This is a genomic window from Streptomyces sp. NBC_00016 (assembly GCF_045040885.1).
Classification (GTDB): Bacteria; Actinomycetota; Actinomycetes; order Streptomycetales; family Streptomycetaceae; genus Streptomyces; species Streptomyces coriariae.
Map to the genome: position 1 here is coordinate 1,468,575 of NZ_CP108304.1, position 17,648 is coordinate 1,486,222.

13 protein-coding genes are annotated in these 17,648 nt (G+C 66.2%); 12 read left to right on the plus strand and 1 reads right to left on the minus strand.

Annotated elements, in window-relative coordinates; translation table 11 throughout:
* Positions 1-155: 155 nt before the first annotated feature.
* The 12 genes from egtD to OG933_RS06680 all read left to right on the plus strand — a co-directional run bounded on the left by egtD (position 156) and on the right by OG933_RS06680 (position 16,706).
* Positions 156-1,136: an L-histidine N(alpha)-methyltransferase gene (egtD, locus tag OG933_RS06625; RefSeq protein WP_405625855.1), complete on the plus strand. Its 981-nt coding sequence runs from the start codon at positions 156-158 to the stop codon at positions 1,134-1,136.
* Between the two features lie 939 nt (positions 1,137-2,075).
* A complete protein-coding gene (locus OG933_RS06630) occupies positions 2,076-2,696 on the plus strand; it encodes a hypothetical protein (RefSeq protein ID WP_405625856.1) in 621 nt (206 codons plus the stop codon).
* A 59-nt stretch (positions 2,697-2,755) separates the two neighbouring features.
* Complete coding sequence (locus OG933_RS06635; RefSeq protein ID WP_405625857.1) at positions 2,756-4,231, plus strand: tyrosine-type recombinase/integrase; 1,476 nt, start codon at positions 2,756-2,758, stop codon at positions 4,229-4,231.
* 119 nt (positions 4,232-4,350) lie between these two features.
* Entirely contained in the window at positions 4,351-6,144 is a 1,794-nt protein-coding gene (locus tag OG933_RS06640; RefSeq protein WP_405625859.1) for a hypothetical protein, read from the plus strand.
* Positions 6,141-8,249: a hypothetical protein gene (locus OG933_RS06645; RefSeq protein ID WP_405625860.1), complete on the plus strand. Its 2,109-nt coding sequence runs from the start codon at positions 6,141-6,143 to the stop codon at positions 8,247-8,249. Before OG933_RS06640 ends, OG933_RS06645 begins: the two co-directional genes overlap by 4 nt.
* Positions 8,250-8,265: 16 nt before the next feature.
* Complete coding sequence (locus tag OG933_RS06650) at positions 8,266-8,628, plus strand: hypothetical protein (RefSeq protein ID WP_405625861.1); 363 nt, start codon at positions 8,266-8,268, stop codon at positions 8,626-8,628.
* A gap of 126 nt (positions 8,629-8,754) precedes the next feature.
* Entirely contained in the window at positions 8,755-9,654 is a 900-nt protein-coding gene (locus tag OG933_RS06655) for a radical SAM protein (RefSeq protein WP_405625863.1), read from the plus strand.
* Between the two features lie 32 nt (positions 9,655-9,686).
* A complete protein-coding gene (locus OG933_RS06660) occupies positions 9,687-10,097 on the plus strand; it encodes a DUF6375 family protein (protein WP_405625865.1) in 411 nt (136 codons plus the stop codon).
* Positions 10,084-14,088 (plus strand): hypothetical protein, encoded by a 4,005-nt coding sequence (locus OG933_RS06665; RefSeq protein WP_405625867.1) that lies wholly within the window; start codon positions 10,084-10,086, stop codon positions 14,086-14,088. Before OG933_RS06660 ends, OG933_RS06665 begins: the two co-directional genes overlap by 14 nt.
* A 264-nt stretch (positions 14,089-14,352) precedes the next feature.
* Positions 14,353-15,672, plus strand: coding sequence for a Na+/H+ antiporter NhaA (gene nhaA, locus OG933_RS06670; protein ID WP_327186475.1), 1,320 nt, complete (start codon positions 14,353-14,355; stop codon positions 15,670-15,672).
* Entirely contained in the window at positions 15,672-16,136 is a 465-nt protein-coding gene (locus OG933_RS06675) for a PGPGW domain-containing protein (protein ID WP_405625869.1), read from the plus strand. The genes nhaA and OG933_RS06675 overlap by 1 nt, the downstream gene beginning before the upstream one ends.
* Before the next feature lie 99 nt (positions 16,137-16,235).
* On the plus strand, positions 16,236-16,706 hold the full coding sequence (locus OG933_RS06680) for an ATP-binding protein (RefSeq protein WP_405625870.1): 471 nt from the start codon (positions 16,236-16,238) through the stop codon (positions 16,704-16,706).
* A gap of 131 nt (positions 16,707-16,837) precedes the next feature.
* On the opposite strand, the gene OG933_RS06685 is transcribed toward OG933_RS06680, so the two are convergent.
* Positions 16,838-17,563 carry a hypothetical protein gene (locus tag OG933_RS06685; protein WP_327186472.1) on the minus strand — a complete coding sequence of 242 codons (726 nt, stop codon included), beginning with the start codon at positions 17,561-17,563 and terminating at the stop codon, positions 16,838-16,840.
* Between the last annotated feature and the right edge of the window lie 85 nt (positions 17,564-17,648).

The window sequence follows — 17,648 nt, forward strand, 5'->3', positions numbered from 1 at the left end:
AGGACTCGGCCTGCGCCCCGGTCCCGTCGGTCATCCCGGGCGCCCAGCCGCCCGGTGATGGGGAGGGTGCCCGCTGCTGCCGGCGTTGCGCGCTCGACAAGGAAACTGCGATCCCGGCACTCCGCCGATGTGGCGTCGACCGAAGAGAGGCACGCATGAACGAGAACCGGGCCTATGGCTACACCGACACTCTCGAGGCCGAGCACTACGCCAAGGCACTGCGCGCCGACATCAGCGACGGGCTGACCCGCACCCCGAAGTCCACGGCGCCCACGTGGTTCTACGACGCCCGGGGCAGCGAACTCTTCGAGGAGATCACCCAGCTCCCGGAATACCCCTTGTGGCGAGCGGAACTGGGATTGCTCCAACTCCATGCCCAGGACATCGGCGTGCGGACGGGAGCCCGCAGCCTTGTCGAGCTCGGGTCCGGGAGCTCAACGAAGTCCAAGCTGATCATCGAGGCACTGGGGCCGAGCAGTCTGCACTACGTCCCTGTCGACGTCAGCGCGGACGCGCTCCATCAGGCCAGCGCCCAACTCGTCCAGGACTACCCGGGGATCCGTCTGCACGCCCTGCGCGCCGACTTCACGACTCCCCTCGTCCTGCCGGCGCTGCCCGAGAACGGCCCACGACTCATTGCCTTCCTCGGCAGCACGCTTGGGAATTTCCGGCGACCCGCCCGTGGCCCGTTCCTCCGCGGGCTCCGAGACATCATGCGTCCCGAGGACTTCCTTCTGATCGGCGCCGACCTGGTCAAGACCGAGCAGGAAATGACTGCCGCCTACGATGACGCTCAAGGCGTCACGGCTGCGTTCGACAAGAATCTGTTGCACGTCTTGAACCGCGAACTGAACGCCGACTTCGACCCGGACGCCTTCGACCACGTATCGGTGTGGAACGGCACGGAAAGCCACATCGAAATGAGGCTGCGCAGCCGAGCAGAACAGCTCGTCAAGATTCGAGACCTCGACCTGGCAGTGCACTTCGCACGCGGAGAAGAATGGATCACCGAGCGGAGCGCGAAATTCACGCAGGACGGACTCCAGGAAGAAATGACTGGAGCGGGTCTCCGTACGAATCAGCTCTGGGCCGACACCAACGCCGGCTTTGCACTCATTCTCGCCACCGCTCGCTGAACAAGCTGGTGCACGATTCTCTATGAATCCAGATCGCTGCTCTGCTGACGGGACAGCAGAGCAGCGACTGCTGGTAAGACGCGTGCTCGCGACCCCAACTTCAACGGCCACATCGACCGGCAGGATCCTGCCATTCGGTGGCTGATGATCGGCGCACGGCGCGGTCTCTCACCGCCAACTACGCACGAGTGCGGCAACCCGTCGTTCGAATTCATCTTCGAACGCGGCGTCAGGGGATCACCCGTATGGGGATTCCCGGGACAACGGAGCAGGTCTTCGGATGATCCTTAAATCGGATCCGATCCTTGCCCGGCCCCCTGGTTTACGGCGGGGGCTCCGCTGTGCGTGATTGCCGCACGAAAGGTGTTGCCCATGCCTGCACTCTTCTCTGACGGCAGTGAACCACCCCAGCCTCCCACCGTGTCACCGACGGCGGTTGCCTTCCGGGCCGCTGACGGCCGGACGCACACCTTCAGGCTGGCCGAACTACCGTGCCCCGCCCTGCACTTGGAGATGGCTAAGGGCCTGGCCGGGGTACTGAAGTCGGTAGGCGCACTGCCCACGGCTCAGGCGTACTTCTCCACCGTACGGCGCTTCCTGGCTTTCCTGGACTCATTGGGCGAACCACTGGATTCGCTGTCGTCCCTGCGCGAACGGCATCTTGGGCAATACGTAACCATCCGGAGGACAATGACTTCCGCGGGCGCCTGCTACCAAGACATGACTTCGCTGTGCAGGCTCCTGCGGAACGCACCATACGGCAGCCTGTCTCCGGAGGTCGGAACTCTAATTACCACCCGGGGTCGCCTTCCCTTCACTCGACCGGGCTCGAGACTGCCTACGCACCTCTTGCGGCCAGCCCTGGAACAACCCGTTTCTTACCTCACTCGCAACGAGTTCGAGCAACTCATGGGCGCGGCCGCAGGTGACGCTGTCGCCGTGCGCGACCGAATTGACCGAGGCGACAGCCTGCTGGCGGCGTACCGGGCCGACCCGCCCAGTTCGGCCTGCACCGACGTGGAGATCGAAAGTCTCGACCTCCACGTCCTCGATCTCTTCGACCGGACCGACAGCCCGGCCAAGAGAGCCGACGTCGCCCGAGGTCTGTTCCTGACCAGGGAAGACTTGGCACCACTGCTTGTACTGGGAACCGGGCTGTCCGGGCTCCGCCCCTCCGAGCTCCTGAATCTTCCCGCCTCACACCAGCATGACACCGTCCGGGGCACCGTAACCATCAGAGTTCCGGACCGCCGACACGGAGGCCACGCCAACCTTCGATGGGAGCTTCGGGCGTCCGACGATCAGCCCTTGGGCCCCGGGGACCTCTACCTGATGGTGCACCGGCTCACCGAACGCGCACGCCGGGCGTCGGGCTCTGACCGGCTGTGGTGCCTGTGGTCCCTCACGGGTCCCGGCACCATGCCACCGCGTTCGGTAGCCCCGCTGTTGAAGGCGTGGGCCCACCGCCACCGCCTGTCCGACGACGCCGGTCTGCCGCTGGAACCGATCCTGCTCCAGGTGCGGCGCGCGTACGCTTCGCTACTGGCCAGCAGCGTCTGATCCCCGGTTTCAGAAGCAGCCCGATCCACCGATCCTTCCCAACCGCTGCGACAGGCATCATGAGTGACACACGATGGCGGGTCTTTCACACCCTCCGCGGCCTGCCCCGTCCCCAAAGCGGGGACCCGCTGCTCGACACGCTGTGGGACCTGGACGAGTGGCTTGACAACCACGACATCCTGGACCGGCAACCGTACTTGATCAGCCCCGACGGCCGGTACGACATCCAGCTCAACCACATTTTCGACAGCATGCTCAAAGCCGCGCCGGTTAACACCAGCCAGGCGATGGCCTACGACCTGGTGCTTTGGCTCACGTTCTTGTGGGTCAGCCGGGGCCGTCGCGACTGGCGCGAGGCCACGGCAGTGGATCGGGCGGCCTACAAACAGTGGAGGACGACAGATCCCCGCGGACCGCATGTCGCCTCGACGACGTGGGACCGGGAAGTGGCCGACGTCAACACCTTCTACAACTGGGCGGTGTATCACGGCTATACGCGCGTGAACCCGATCGTCCAGCGCGAGAGCCGCATCCGCGACCCTCACCGCCGCGGTGCCGGCACCACCACTCCCGCCGAGGCATCCCGGCAAGGCCCTCTCAACGATGTCGAGTGGATGACTGCGGCCATGTACCGGTTGTGGCGGGACGTAGGCCTGCGCGGTCTTACCGCATCGGGGCTGCCCAACCCGTCCTTCCGGGGCAGGTTCGCTTCCCGCAACGCCACCTATAGCGACCTCTTGATCCGCACCGGACTGAGGCTGTGCGAGCAGACCGCACTCTCGCTGTTCGACATCCCCACGCTGGTGCCCGGAGTGGACAACGCCCGCGCCTGGCTGCCTGAAGCGATCGCGAAGGGCGGCTCGGCCCGCTGGGTCTACTACCCTGCCTCGGTCCTTCAGGCGCTCTGGGACTACGCCGAGATGGAACGGCTGGACGCCATCGAGTACGCCCGCGACAAGGGGTTGTACGAGCAGGTCCGCGATCCGTTGATCGTCGTCGATCGGCGTGACCCCGTCGTCTTCGTCGGCGGGAATCGGATCACCGTGGACAAGCTCGACAGCCAAGAGCGGCAACGGTTGTTCATCGTCACTCCCGACGGCTTGGAGCCAGCCGCGCTGTGGCTCAATGAATCGGGCCTGCCCAGCGGAAAGTCCTGCTGGCAGGAGGTATTCAGAGCGGGCAACCGGCGCTGCCGCCGGGCGGGGGTGGACTTGTCCTCGCACCCTCACAAGCTGAGGCATTCCTTCGCCGTGATCACCCTTGAGCAGCTCTGGCGAGGCCATCTCCATGACCTCGCCGAGTCCAACCCCGGGCACCGCCAGACCTACCAGATGGTCTTCGGTGACCCCCTGAACTGGGTTCGCATCAGACTCGGCCACCGGTCGGTCACCACGACCGTGAAATACCTGCACACCCTCCAGGAACTGGAGATGCAAACCCGCATGGCCCTGATCCCTGACAGTTGGGAACCCGTCGCCGCTGCGGCAGCCCAGCCCGCCTCCGAGAACACGGCAGACTCCGAGGGCGCGGCATGAGCGAGCAGGTCTCCCACCAGCCCCGCCTGGCCCCTACCGGGCCTGGCCGTAGCTCCGCGATGCCCTCGGGGCCGTACGAATCCGTACCAGTCAAGCACAGCGAGCAGGGTGCGCTGACGGTGCCGTTCACCGGCGAGGATGGTCGCACAAAGGAGTACGACTTCACTCGGCTGCCATTGCCGCGTATGCACAGGGACCTCGCGATCGCGTTCGCGGCCCGGACCGGGCCGACTGGCACTCTTCGGACCAAGTCCAGCGCCAACAGCGCCTATCTGGGAATCCGCCGGCTGCTCGCCTTCCTCGAGTCCCTCCACACACGGCCCACTACCCTCGGGGAACTCACGCCCCGACACCTGGAGCGCTATCGCCTCGAGCGCTTGAAGACCGTGAAGGTCGGCCCCGTGGGCATCGAGTTGGCCCTCCTGCGCATGGTGCTTGCGTCAGTCACCCATGACACAGAGTTGTCGCCTCAACTCCGCGAGTTCCTGCGGCAACCCGGTCACCAGCGAAACGGTGCCAAGGCCGTCGGCAGGCCCGGCTACTCGGACCGAGAGTTCCGAGCACTGGTCACAGCCGCTCGCAGGGACGTGGTGGGCATCCGGGAACGTATTCGGGTCGGCGAAGACCTCTTGCAGACCTTCCGGAATGCCCCTGAAGACCTCGGCCCCGAGGACCGCATCTTGGCTGCCCATCTCGACGAGATGGACCAAACCGGCCGTATCCCCGACGTTACCTGGACCACCCGCCTCACACAGCGGGTACAGCACCGCTTCGCGCGCGTCGCCCTCGCACGGCATCTCTACCTCACCCAGGACGACCTGGCGCCCTTATTGCTGCTGGGAGTCGCGTTGACTGGCCGCAACAGCGAAACGATCAAGGAGCTCCCGGCGCAGCACCGGGTGCTTGAAGGGCGCGCGGTAGCTGTCGCCCTCACCAAGCGCCGACGAGGCAAATCACAGAGTCGCGAGAGCGTGCATTGGGAGATCGGCACCAGCGAGAGTCGCCAGTTGCACACCCCCGGCGGCTTCTACTTGCTCCTACACGATCTGATGCGCCGCGGCCGCCGTTTCTCAGGTGACACGCGGGTGTGGAGTATCTGGGCCGGCATCGCCGGGCGCCCGGCCGCTGACCCCGCCGGGCAAGGCAAATATTCCTCGCTCGGCCACATCGATCCATATGCCCTCAATTTGACCCGCGACTTGAAACTGGGCAGATGGGGAGCAGCACATGGACTGACCGACGACGACGGAAATCCGTTGGAGATCAACCTTAACCGCCTCAAGACAACCGTCGAAGTACGCCGGACGCGGGCAGTGGGCGGCCACCTACCCTCCGCCTCACGCACCAACACCATGGACGTCTCCTTCGTCCACTATCTCCAAGGCGACCCTCGGATCCGTGATTGGGCTGACCAGGTACTTACCACAGCCATTAACGAAGCGGAGGCCAACACTCGGGCATTTCGCCCACGCATCCTGACGGCTGACAGTGAGGTCGCCCCGAAAAGCAGCACGCAAACAATGGCGGACGATCTCGGCATCAGCCCGGAAATCCTAGGCCGTGCGGTCCGTGGCGAACTCGACACCCTCGCGAGTGCTTGCCTGGCCATCCATAACAACCCATTCACCGATGCGGACGTCTGCAACGTTTCCTTCTTGACCTGCCTGCGCTGTCCGAACGCACTGATCACCGAACACCACCTGCCAGCCTTGCTTTCCGTCCGCGATCTCTTGGAGACAGCCCGAGGCACCCTGCCACTAGACGATTGGGTCGAGGAACACGGACGGACCTGGCTCGCGCTCACCCAATTGATTCTTCCAAAATTCAGCGAAGCGCAGCAAGCCAAGGCCGCTGCGAAGAAACCTGCCTCCCTTCACCTCAGTTTCCTCAGCGGCCCCCAGGAACCTCGATGACCTCTCTCGCCCTACCCAAGTCCGACTTGGCGGCCATCCCTCCGACAGCGTTCGTCCTGCGCTCCCGTCCTCTGCGTGATCACATTGAGCTGGTAACAACCTCACGCTTCAGCGACAACATATGGGTGCTCACGCCAGCCGTACACCAGGTCCACAAGCGCCAAATATCCCTGCACTTCCTCGACGTTCCCATACAGTTCCGGCAGACCGTCAAGGAACTGTTCTTCGCCCTCCTGGTCATCGATCTTCCCCCAGGACACAAGGAAAGCCGAGTCGTCACCATTTACGCCCGGTTCCTCAAGATCAAGAAGTTCTTGGTGTGGGTCGCCCAAAGAGGTGGGACGGCGCTAGATGCTCTGACACCACAGGACCTCTTGGACTTCCGAGCGCATATCAAGAGCGAGCGCAATTCCCGCGGCAACGATCTGGCCAAACTTGCCTCGGTACGGCTCTTGTGGCAGTTCCGCAGCAAACTGACCTCCGGCACCTTGCCGCTGGACCCACATCCGCTCTGGTTCGACGCCACCGTCCACGGCCGCCGCCAGATGTCCCAGGCCCGCGAGAATCGGACACCGAGGATCCCCGAGCAGGTCCTGGCGCCGCTGATGACGTGGGCTCTGCGCTGGGTGGAGGACTTCGCCGACGACGTTCTGCAGGCCCGGAGCGATTGGGCCGATCTGCAGGCCACTGTGCCTGATGTCGATCGAACTCGCGGCGTCACGACGCGACGGCTGAGCGCCCTTCTGTCCGAGTACCGTGCTGACAGACGTCCCCTTCCCCGCGTCGGCAGAACGCCGAAACCGATCCGGGGCCGCGCCCCGGTTAACCTCAACCATCTCGCCCGCGAGGCGGGCGTGCACCAGGAAACCATCAGACAACAGCACAGGTACTGGCACCTCATCCAGGAAGCCCTGGACGACGTAGGACTGGACAACGCCACGTACCTTCGCACGCCTATCCGCGCCTCCCTGGACAGCGAACCATGGCTACGGGCCGTCGCCACTGACGACATCGGAACGCTGCTACGACGGCTGCAGTCCGCCTGCTACATCGTCATTGCCTACCTGTCTGGAATGCGCGACGCCGAGATCAAGCACTTGGAACGGGGTTGCCTGCAACGGTGGTGCGACGAGGATGGGGAACCCATCAGGTACAAACTGACCAGCCAAGCTTTCAAGGGGGAGAACACCCCTCTCGGTGTCCAGGCCACTTGGGTCGTCAACGCGACGGTGGCCCGAGCCGTCGACGTACTCGAGCGGCTGGTGCCCGTGCCCCAGCGTCTTCTCTTCGCGTCGCCTCCCGTACCGAAGCGCACCAGGGGCAAGCCCAAGGAATCACACGCCACGGTCAACGACATCAACGCATTCTCTGCCTGGGTCAATGACTACTGCGCCGAGCGTCGGCGAAGCGATGGAATTCCCACAGTCGACGGGCGCCCGTGGAGGTTCACCACACGTCAGTTCAGGCGGACACTGGCCTGGTCCATCGCCCGACAGCCAGGCAGGTCGATCGCAGGCGCCATTCAGTACCGCCACCACAGCGTCCAGATGTTCGAGGGCTACGCCGGCACATCATCCTCCGGATTCCGTCAGGAAGTGGAAGCCGAACAGGCATTCACCCGTGGCGATCAGCTCTGCGATCTCGTCCTCGATGCCACCCCCGGGCGGCTCGCCGGACCCGCAGGCGAGGAAGCCGAAGCACGGCTGAAGGCCATCGCGAGGGATGTGCAGTTTCCCGGAAAGGTGATCGCGGACCGCAAGCGCCTCCAGCGCCACATCACACGGCACGACCCACATGTCTACCCCGGAGAATTCGTGACCTGCGTCTACAACCCCGACCGGGCGCTGTGCCGCCGCGCCGAAACCGACGGCCCGTCGCTCCAGCACTGCCAACCCCTCGCCTGCCGAAACGTCGCTCTCACCACCAGCAACATCGACGCCTTCCGTCGCTGGCTGGTCCAAATGGAGGAACGTCTAGGCGACCCCACGATGGCCCCGTACCTCCGAGGCCGGCTCGCACAACGACGGGACGAGGTCGCACAGTTCCTCGCTGACAACGACATCCCCAAGGGGGCCAACGGTGGCGCGGCCAACGATCACGGATGACGAAGTTCGTACTGCTATGCACATCGTCCTGCGCGAGGCGGCCGACGCCGACCGGCATGCGACCATCACCGCCGTCGAGCGACGCCTGGGCATCGCCCACCCGACCTTTTACCGCAACTTCCCGCACTTGATCACCTGGTTCCGGCAACAACGCGCCGCTTCACAACGAACCGAAGAAGAACGAGCCGTTCCTACCAGCAGGCCTCCGACAGATAAGATCGCGGACCTCCGCCGGGAGAACAGGAACCTTCGAGCCACAGTAAAGGTGTACGCAGAGGCCCTCCGGCAACTCACTCTGGATTACGCCGAGTTGGAATCAAGGTTGGAGCTCAGATTGGGAGTGATCAACCTGGCCTCCCGCCGAAGCGAACACGACTGACAGGCAGCGGCCGGATCCAAAGTCGTCCCGAGAGCCGTCGACGGGACCTCGCGAATGGGGACGCCGTTCGCGGAACATTTCCCAGTCCCACCTCGGCGTCGCAGACAGCGGTGGCATCATACGTCGATGAGGTGCAAGATCCGCATGTCCGCGTCTGGGGTTCACCTGTTCGACCGCGTCTCCGGGGTGAACGTGCTGCTCGACGAGGTGCGTGTTCCCGCTGGGCGATTCTCCCGCGCTCCACGGTACCTGTCCGTAGCGCTGACGAACGCGTGCGAACTCCGCTGCGCCTACTGTTACGCGCCCAAGCATGCCGCTGCGCTCGACAGAGAGCGTGTGCTGGCGTGGGCGGTGGAACTCGACGCCGCCGGATGCCTCGGTGTCGGTTTCGGAGGCGGGGAGCCAACCGCGTACCGACGCTTCGCCCAGCTCTGTTCGGAGATCGCCCAGTCCACGTCCATTGCGGTGACTTTCACGACGCACGGGCACCGGCTCACACCAGAACTCGTCAGTTCCCTGCGCGGGGCCGTGCACTTCGTGCGTCTGTCAGTCGACGGGGTCGGCACCACCTACGAGCGGCTCCGCGGCCGGCCGTTCGCAGCCGTAGTCCAGGCGGCCGGATTGCTCAGCTCGCTCGCTCCGTTCGGCATCAACGCGGTCATCAACGCCGACACAGTCGGCGAACTTGACGACCTCGCCGCGTTCGCTGACGAGGTCGGTGCGTCCGAACTGCTGCTCCTGCCGGAGCAGCCCACCACGGCTACCCCCGGCATCAGCGACGCCGACGCACAGCGCCTCGTCGAATGGGCCGCAACCGCACGAACCGAGGTCCGACTCGCGATTTCCCGTACCGGTCTCGAAGCAGCACTGCCCACCGCAGAGGCCATCCCCGGCGAACTTCCCCTCGACGCGCACATGCATCTCGACGCGACCGGCGTCCTCCGCCCTCACGCCTACGCAAGCACGGGACTGCCAGTCGAGGGCTCCATCATGGACGTCGTGCAGACGCTGAAGGAGACGGGATGAGGATCTGGAACGGCTACGGCTCGGAGCACTCGATGAACCTCGTTCTGATCGGCCGTTTCGAGACGGTCGCCGGTGCGCAAGCAGCAGAGGAGCGGATGGAGGCACTGCAGGCCCTCGCTGAGGCGGCGTGGTCCGACGACGACTGGCGGAGTCCCGAGGAACGCATGCCTCGCGAACTCGGCGAAGCGCTGAGCCAGATGAAGCTGTATGACGTGGGGCGATCCGACGTCGATGCTTTCGCTCTCGATCACAATGTCACCCGTGAGGCGCAGACGGTCCGGATCTGGACCGACGAGTCCGACGTCCAGGGATTCCTGAAGGTGCTCCTCCACCACGGTGCGAAAGTCGAGGTGTTCTCGCGCCACACGTGGGACGAGGACGCCGTCACCCGGTCCGATGCGACAGACGCGAGCAACAGCCGGAGCGACGGTGGATCTGACTGAGCTGGCACGCCTACCCGGCGCGGCCGACCAGAACTTCGAAGCGCTCACGCGGGCCATCGTCTCCCGCCGGTACGGCGCGCTGGGCACGATGCGAGAGCGCCGCAACCAGCCCGGCGTCGAGTTCTACATGCACGTCGACCACGCTGGCGACCTGGGCGATCCCGACCGGATCTGGGGGTGGTCGTGCAAATGGTTCATCCTCAACAGCAAGAACGAGCTCAGCGCAGGCCAGCGCACGCAGATCGAGGACTCCCTCGCCAAGGCGATCAAACACGTCGTAGGACTGACCGACTTCGTGCTCTGCCTGCCACAGAGGCCCGCCAAGGGTGACGAGGAGTGGATCAACGGCCTCAGTCGGCCAGATGTCCGCGTCAAACTGTGGTCCACCGAGAATTACGACGCCGAACTGGCCGGACACGACGAGCTCCGCTCCACCTTCTTCGGCGAACTCGCCCTCACCCCGGAGAAGCTCGCGCGAACCCACGAGCAATCTGTGGCACCGGTTGCGGCCCGGTGGGCCCCGCAGCTGCACACCGCCCACCACGTGGAGCACCGCATCAACCGGGCCTTGTTGCGTCCGGCGTCGTTCGAGTGGCTGCAGCAGCGCACCGACGACGTCACAGCACGGCTCCAGGCACTGCGCGCAGCCCTGGGCGGCCTCGACACCGATACCCGTGCCGGTGCCGAGGAGATTGCCGACGATCTGGAGGGGTTCGTCGACGGTCTGCGCGCCGTCATCGACGCCGGGAGGGGCCTTCGGCCCTGGGAAGTACGCGAGCGCCTCGCCGACCATCAGCCTCCGGGAACCTCTCCCCGAACGCTGCGACGCCTGGTGTTGAAGCTCAGGCAGCGTCGCCTTCCCGAGGCGCCGCTCGTCACCGGTCTCGGAGCGGAGATCCGCGACATCGTTCGGTGGCTGACCGAGACACGAGCGGACGCCGAAGCCCCGCTGCTCGCTGTTGTCGCCGCTGCCGGGCAAGGCAAAACCCACCTCGCAGCGCAGATGACCTCGCCGAAGGACCGGCCGACAGCCGGGGTGTTCATCCAGGGGGCAAGCCTGCACACCGGCGACACCCTCGACGACCTCGCGCGACAGATCCCCGGACTCAGGGTCGACCGCCTCGAGGACCTCCTGGAAGCGCTCAACTCGGCCGGAGCTCGTGCCGGCTGCCGGATACCACTGATCATTGACGGTCTGAACGAGGCCGAGCGCCCCCTGAAGTGGCGGCCCCTGCTCGCCGGACTGGTACCGGCCCTGGGCAGCTATCCCCACGTCGCGGTGATCGTTACCCTCCGCGAGGTGCTCGCCTACCAGACCCTCCCGCAAGACACCATGACCCTGGAATTGGAGTGGCAGCACGCGGAAGTCGACGACATCCTGCGCGTCTACTTCGACCACTACCTCATCAACCCGGCCGACGCGTGGCTTCCGGTCGACACTTTCCACAACCCCTTGTTCGTCCGCATGTACTGCGAGGCCGCGAACCACGACCGCCTGGTGCCGGTGGGCGCGGAGGCGCTCCCGCAGTCCCTCATCGGCGTCTTCGAGCTGTACCGCGATGGTGTGACCGAGAGGCTGGCCCTGGACCCGGCCCGCATTTCGTTGCCGGCCGACCAGATCAAGCGCCGCCTCGCCACCATGGCGAGACACCTTTGGGAGCACAACGTCCGCCGGCTCCCGTTCGACGAAGCGCGAAGAATCCTCGACGCCGACCAGCCGAACTGGGACGAAAGCCTGCTCCGGCGCCTCGTAGAGGAAGGAGTGATCTTCCGCGAGGAGATCAGGGATTCCGACGACACCGAGTGCGGCTTCGTTTTTGACCGCCTCGCCGGATACCTCATCGCCGACGCGATCCTGGTGCGCATGCCCTACGCGGACGTCAATGAGCAGCTCGCGGAGACAACTCTCTGGCAGTCCCTCGTGGGGAACGACGCGCACCCCCTCGGCGAGGACACCCTCATCGGTCTGATCTCACTATTGCCGCGCCGCTTCACCGGGCACCACCTGTGGCGCGTCGCCCCAGATGAGCACCGTTCGACCGCGCTCGCCCAGGAACTCACCACCGAGTCGGGCTTTCTCGACGACGATACTGTCGAAGCGCTCGCAACCGCGCTTGTCACCGCACGCCCAAGCAACAGGAAGGGCCGGCCCGCATTCGACCGTCTGTGGGAGATCCGCAGGTCCGCCTCGCACCGCCTGAACGCCACCTTCCTCGACCAGGTCCTGCGCCAACTGCCCCTTTCCCAACGCGACCTGCGCTGGACCGAATGGGCTCGAGGCCGGACTCGCCGGCTCACCACAGACCTGAACCGAGCGATCGACAGGTGGACCGAGAGCAGCAGTCGCGCCGAGAGCGACGACCTGGACGCCCTGGCCATCGCCTGGCTGCTGACCTCCACGAACACGGGCATGCGGGACCTGGCGACGAAAGCCCTCCAGCGTTACGGCCGGCCGGAGCCCAAGCGGCTGTTCGACCTCGCTGCCCGGATGTTCGATGTCGACGACCCGTACGTCGTCGAACGGCTCGTCGCCGCCGCGTTCGGCGCCGTCAGCACCCACCAGATGCCCGATCCCGGCGGACCGCTGGAACAAGCGCTGCGGGACTGGCTGGTGCGACTGCGTGACAGCTTCCTCGACGGTGGGACCACTCCCACCTCCCACGAGCAGCTGCGCGGCTACGTACGGGCCGTCTACGAGTTCGCCGGCACCCTCCACCCCGCTGCCGTCCCCGACGGTGTCGACGCCTTTGCACCGAGGTTCGCCGCCGTGACGCCCGCCGAAGTGATGGAGGATGACGACCCCAACGCCGAGGAGTGCGACCGCACCTTCGGCATGGACTTCGAGAACTACGTCATCGGAACTGCCATCAACGGCCGGGACAACTACGACTTCGACCATGCCGGCTACCGCAGGGCCCGCGCCGAGGTCATGGCCCGCGTCTGGCAACTAGGCTGGCGCGAGGCAGAGTTCGGCAGTGTCGACCAGGCCATCGCAACGAGTACCGACCGGCCTGCCAGCACCCACGAGAACGTGGAGCGCTACGGGAAGAAGTACGGCTGGATCGGGTATCACGAAATGGTCGGCCGCCTCGTGGACGCCGGCCGTGCACCAGCTCGGTTCGGGACCGCGGAACGTTTGATGCCCGACATCGACCCAACCTTCCCCGACACGCCCCCGGTGGTGCCCATGCCCCTTCCGCCGTGGGCGCCCGCGGAGGCCACGGACAATCGGACGTGGGTCACGTCCGGGACAGTCACCATCCCGGACCAACTGTGGTCACCCGAGGAAATCCACGGAGTCGACGGCGGCTGGCTTCTGGTCGAGGGGTATCTGAGTCACCGCCGCGAGGGCCGGACGGTGTTCGGGTTCTTCCGCACCCTCCTCCTGGACCCGAAGGATGCGGAATCCGCACACCAGCTCGCCAGCGAGCGCCCCTACCTGGGTAACGACTTCTTCCCCTCGCTGCCGTCGGTCCGTGACGTGCTGGCCGCGGAGATGCCGTGGAGCCCCAGGTTCAAGCTGACCTTCGGCTACGACGTGCCAGACGCGGTCCCGCCCCCGGCGCTGCGCTGCCACTGGCAGGACAACGGCATCAAGCTCCACCAGGTCGCTATAGATTTCTCCTCCGAAAACACTTCGGAGACCGGGCTCGGCGGGGCTTATGACGTGCCGTCGTACGAGTTCGCCGCCCGGTTCGGCCTGCGCCAACTGCCTGGCACCTTGGACCTCGTGGGCCTAGACGGCCGGCGCGCCTCCGCGGCTTTCCGCGCGGATGAGCCCTGGCGCGGCCACCTGCTCTTCCTGCGTCGCGATCTCGTCGAGGACTTCGCCGGCGATCAACGGATAATGCAGGCGGCCTGGGGCGAACGCGAAGTGACCGTCGACTGGCGCTCTGTTCCTTCCTGGGTACGCGAGGCTCAGCGCAGCCACGCGAACGTGTGGCGCCACATCCGGATGCTCGGGGCGGCTCAGCGCAACCCCGAAAGCTGACGGGCCGTACGCTGCTCCGACCTGATCGCGGGCGCCGCACTGGTGCTCGCGGCAGCCGCCGCCTGGTGGTGCATCTCCCGCCAGGGCTGATCACAACCTGACGCCGATGTGATCATGGGGAGCGGTGCGGGGCAGACAGCTACCCGTCCGCTGGATATGGTGTAAAGAACGCGTCAAGAGCTGGCGCGCGGTGTGCCGGGAAGTCTGGTCGGCGTCCTGGGGGCAGTGTGCCCTCTTTCGCTGACACACCCGGAGGCCCCTGCCATGGCCGGCACCCGCTCCCCCTTCCTCGGTTTGCTACCGCTGCCCGAACGGCAGGCAATCACCCGAGCCCTGCGCACTGAGACCGTCGGCGGCCTGGTCCTCCTCGGCGCAGCCGTCCTCGCGCTGATCTGGGCGAACAGTCCCTGGAGCGCGGCGTACGCGTCCATACGCGACTTCCATTTCGGGATACCGGCTCTCGGCCTGGACCTCTCCGTGGGGCACTGGACGGCCGACGGGCTGCTGGCCGTGTTCTTCCTCGTCGCCGGGATCGAGCTGAAACGCGAGCTCGTCGTCGGTGAACTGCGCACCCCGGCCACCGCCGCGCTGCCCGTCGTCGCCGCGGTGTGCGGTATGGCCGTGCCCGCCGCCCTCTACCTGGCCACGGTCTGGGCGGGCGGCGGCAGCAGTTCGGGCTGGGCGGTCCCGATGGCCACAGACATCGCCTTCGCGTTGGCGGTCCTGGCGGTGCTGTCCACGCACCTGCCGGCCGCGCTGCGCGCCTTCCTCCTCACCCTGGCCGTGGTCGACGACCTGGGCGCGATCCTGATCATCGCGGTGTTCTTCACCTCCGACCTGAACCCGTGGGCGCTCGCCGGAGCCTTCGCGGGCCTGGTGCTCTTCTACCTGCTCCAGCGGCTGCGGGTGCGCGGCTGGTGGTGGTATGCGCCCCTCGGGGTGACGATCTGGGCGCTGATGTACAACGGCGGCGTCCACGCCACCGTCGCCGGCGTCGCCATGGGCCTGATTTTGCGCACCACCCGCGACCCGGGCGAGAAGGTCTCGTCGGCCTCGCGGGTCGCACACCTGGTCCACCCGCTCTCCGCCGGTGTCGCGGTGCCGCTGTTCGCGCTGTTCGCCGCGGGGGTGAGCATCTCCGGCTCTGCCCTGGGCGCGGTGTTCACCAGCCCCGAACCCCTCGGCGTGGTGATCGGCCTGGTGATCGGCAAGACGTTGGGGATCTTCGCCGGGACCTACCTGGCCGCCCGCTTCACCCGCGCCCAGCTCAACCCCGACCTCGCCTGGGCCGACGTCCTCGGCCTGTCGGTGCTGGCCGGTATCGGCTTCACCGTCGCCCTCCTGATCGGCGAACTCGCCTTCCCCGGCGGCCAGACCGGCGAGCACGCCAAGGCCGCCGTCCTCGTCGCCTCCCTCATCGCAGCGGTTCTCGCCGCCGTCCTGCTGCGGCGGCGCAACACCGTCTACCGCCGCCTGTACGAGGCGGAGAACATCGACGCCGACAACGACGGAATCCCCGACATCTATCAGCACGACACGGCTACCGAGGGCGCCGCCGCCCGCGCGGACGGGCAGTGCACCTGATGACCGGCGGCGACTCCTCACTGCTGGCACCCGTGACCGTCATCGCCGCCCTGGGCATCCGCACTGCGATCACCGAGCTCCGACACCCGGGCAGTGCCCGACGGCAGTGGGCGTTCGCCACCCACCCCTGGGCCACGGCAGCCGGCGCGACGGTCGCCGCGGCCATGGTCTTGATCAGTGGTGCCCGCTTCGGATGGGCGGTGGCGGCCTGGGCCCTGCTCATCGGGGCACTCACCGCGTTCCTCACCGGCCGCGACACCCCGACCGCCACATCTCCCGCAGCACCGAGCAAGGAGCAGCCCGTGTCGGAACGACGGACCGGCAAGGTGCTGGCCGCCATCGGCGCGCCGATCACCCTGGCCGGAGTGGCGATGTACTTCCTGCCCGGTCCCGGCTTCCCCGTACTCATCATCGGCCTCACCCTCCTCATCACCGGCCTCGCCATGGCCGCCGCCCGCCGGTGACACCACACTTCCGACCCGCCCGGCAACCGACAGGACCCGACGACGATGACCTGGGAGTGGACCGGGAGGCATGGCCGCCCGGCAACACGACGGCCCCTCATGAACGAAACGCCAGAGGGGACCGAACCCCACGCGACGCCGTTCCCCCACGCCATATCGCTATCTGCCGAGTTCGAAGGGAATGAGTCGATCGCCGAGGCCCGGAAACTTGCCCGGTGCTTCCTAGCCGACATACAGAACGTCCATGGCCTGCCGGTCTCCGACCGCGCCCAGGGCCTGGTGGAGCTGGTCGTCAGCGAGCTGGTCACCAACACCCGCAAATACGCGCCCGGCCCCGCCCTGCTCACTCTCCAAGTCCGTGACGGCTCCGTGGACATAGCCGTCTGGGACAGCAACCCGGATCCACCGACAATCCTGCCTCCTGACCCCGCCCGAGTGGGACAGCACGGTCTGGAGATCATCATGGCTGCAGCCCTGACCTTTCAGATCCACCGCGAGCCCGTCGGCAAGCGCATCACAGCCTCCATCATGCTGGCCGACGACAAGGACGCCGACGTCGCAGGCCGATGAAACGCGTCCGGACCCGGCCGGCGTGCTGTGGCCAAACCGCCTGCCTATGTGACAGCTGTCGCGCTTCGGCTCAGCTTGCGGGACAGTCGCGGTCCCAAACTGGGGAATGGGATTACCGCGGTCGCCACGGCCTACTCGGATTGCAGCTCACGAACTCGGGCACGGAACACGCGCCAGCGCCTCTCGTTCTCATGCACAAGAATTGCTGATTCCGCCATCAGGTCGGCAGCCCTGTCGAGCAGCTCGGAAGCCGAATAGAGGTAGGCAGGAGCCGTCCGCTCGCCTCGCAGGTCGGCCCGAAGTGCTGTCGGCGAGAAGTCGACCTGGGCCAGCAGGTCCAGGGCCCGGCGCAGCAGTCGCGCGATCAGAGCCTGCAAACCCGCCGACTGCCAGTCATTGGCGATGATCCGGTGGCGCTCTCCCAGCAGGTCGGCAAGGGCCGGATAGGCAGCCAAGTTTCCCGCCATGCTCCAAGCATGCTCCATCGCCTGGGCCAGCCAGTCACCGCCCTGCTGGGTCTCATCGGCGAGCAGGGCGACTTCACTCTTCAGCCTCTGGAGTTCGGCAGGCTCGCCCTCCCCTTCCATGAAGAGGATTCCCGACTCCGCTACGAGCCCTGGCGCATTCAGGTCCTCCGTGCCGGCGAACGCAATCGGCGACGTCTGCTCACCGACCTCGACCACGGTCCACCTGTCGGCCAGTGACTTCAGCGCCCGAGCCCGCGCCTGGAGCTCTCCAGCCTGCTGCAAAGGCGCTTGCGAGTAGTACTCCTCATGCTCTCGATGGAACTTCGAGAGGTTGTCGATCACCTGCAGCAGTGACTCCGGAGGGGTGAGGTGCGCCTCGTCATCGGGCATGCCGGCAGCTTGCACCTCGTCTCACACCAAAGGCAGCGGGGCACGCCCTCCAAGACAAATACCAACACCCGTTCGGTGGAAACGA

Coding starts and splice junctions, on each gene's coding strand:
- egtD (WP_405625855.1), top strand. CDS start 156: ATGAACGAGAACCGGGCCTATGGCTACACCGACACTCTCGAGGCCGAG.
- OG933_RS06635 (WP_405625857.1), top strand. CDS start 2,756: ATGAGTGACACACGATGGCGGGTCTTTCACACCCTCCGCGGCCTGCCC.
- OG933_RS06645 (WP_405625860.1), top strand. CDS start 6,141: ATGACCTCTCTCGCCCTACCCAAGTCCGACTTGGCGGCCATCCCTCCG.
- OG933_RS06650 (WP_405625861.1), top strand. CDS start 8,266: ATGCACATCGTCCTGCGCGAGGCGGCCGACGCCGACCGGCATGCGACC.
- OG933_RS06655 (WP_405625863.1), top strand. CDS start 8,755: ATGAGGTGCAAGATCCGCATGTCCGCGTCTGGGGTTCACCTGTTCGAC.
- OG933_RS06660 (WP_405625865.1), top strand. CDS start 9,687: ATGAACCTCGTTCTGATCGGCCGTTTCGAGACGGTCGCCGGTGCGCAA.
- nhaA (WP_327186475.1), top strand. CDS start 14,353: ATGGCCGGCACCCGCTCCCCCTTCCTCGGTTTGCTACCGCTGCCCGAA.
- OG933_RS06675 (WP_405625869.1), top strand. CDS start 15,672: ATGACCGGCGGCGACTCCTCACTGCTGGCACCCGTGACCGTCATCGCC.
- OG933_RS06680 (WP_405625870.1), top strand. CDS start 16,236: ATGAACGAAACGCCAGAGGGGACCGAACCCCACGCGACGCCGTTCCCC.
- OG933_RS06685 (WP_327186472.1), bottom strand. CDS start 17,563: ATGCCCGATGACGAGGCGCACCTCACCCCTCCGGAGTCACTGCTGCAG.